The sequence below is a fragment of the Nonomuraea longispora genome (assembly GCF_004348345.1).
GTDB classification, from domain to species: domain Bacteria; phylum Actinomycetota; class Actinomycetes; order Streptosporangiales; family Streptosporangiaceae; genus Nonomuraea; species Nonomuraea longispora.
Genome location: NZ_SMJZ01000441.1, coordinates 1 through 1,066, shown reverse-complemented (window position 1 = coordinate 1,066; position 1,066 = coordinate 1). Strand labels below are relative to the sequence as shown.

The following is a 1,066-nucleotide window of genomic DNA, read 5'->3' as shown; positions in this document are numbered from 1 at the left end:
CAGATGTGTATAAGAGACAGGGCAGGTCCCTGGAGCGGCCTGCACGGACGCGGCGGGCACGCGCGACGGTGCGTGCGTTCAGGCGAGGGCCGGAGCGTAGGGGGTGACGTCGATGGGCGGTTCGTCGCCGAGGGCCAGAGCGGCGGCGATGCGGCCGGTGAAGGGGCCCGCCGTCAGGCCGTACGAGCTCAGACCCGTCGCCACCACCACCCGGCTGGTGAGACGGCCGATGAGCGGGCTGCCGGGGGCGTACACCGGGCGCAGCCCGACCCTGGTCTCCGCCACCGTCGCGCCCACCAGGCCCGGGGCCACCTGCAACCCCGCCTCGATCACCTCGCCGAGTCCGCCCATCGTGACACGCGGCGAGAAGCCCACGTCCTCGATGGTCGCGCCGATGACGACGCGGGAGTCGGGAAAGCCCAGCAGGTAGGGGCCGATCCTGGGCAGCACGATCGGCCACCAGGCCGTGTCGATGCCCTCCAGGGTGACGTGCAGGATCTGACCGCGCCTCGGGAAGACGGGCAGTTTCACCCCCAGTGGCCGGCACACCTCACCGGTCCACGCACCGGCGGCCACGATCACGGCGTCCGCGTCGAGCGGAACGCCCTCATCGGCGAAGTCGTGGGCGCCCGTGCCGGTGACCGGAGCCTGCCGGGGCTCCAGCGGCGTCGCCTGCCGCCAGGACGTGCCGCCCGCCCGCTCGCTCCCGCGTAGGCCGGTGAGCCGGGCCCGCGCCGGTTCCCCTGCGCCTTCCGCGGGCGCCGCGACTCCGGTGCCGGAGGGCCCGCCTGCTCCCGTGCCGCCCACGCCGGGCGGCCCAGGTCCGGCAGGAACGTCGCCGGCGACCGTGGCGGCCTCACCGCCGGCGGCCGTGCCGGACCCGGCCGCGTGCCCGCCTCCGGGGGGCCGGGCGAAGGGGCCTGCGGGCGCGGCGGAAGAGGCGCCGGCGTCAGGCTCGTCCGAGGGCACGTCACCGGAGGGGCCCAGCGAGGGGCCGCTGTCAGAGGGCCCGGTGGAGGGCCCGGTGGAGGGTTCGGTGGAGGGCCCGGTGGAGGGCCCTGTCTCT

Annotated in this window: 1 protein-coding gene; it reads right to left on the bottom strand. The window is 76.3% G+C overall.

Annotation, left to right across the window (positions count from 1 at the left end; all coding sequences use genetic code 11):
• Positions 1-78: 78 nt before the first annotated feature.
• On the bottom strand, positions 79-1,066 hold a 988-nt coding region (locus E1267_RS46080), incomplete at its 5' end, for an NAD(P)/FAD-dependent oxidoreductase (protein WP_220449971.1).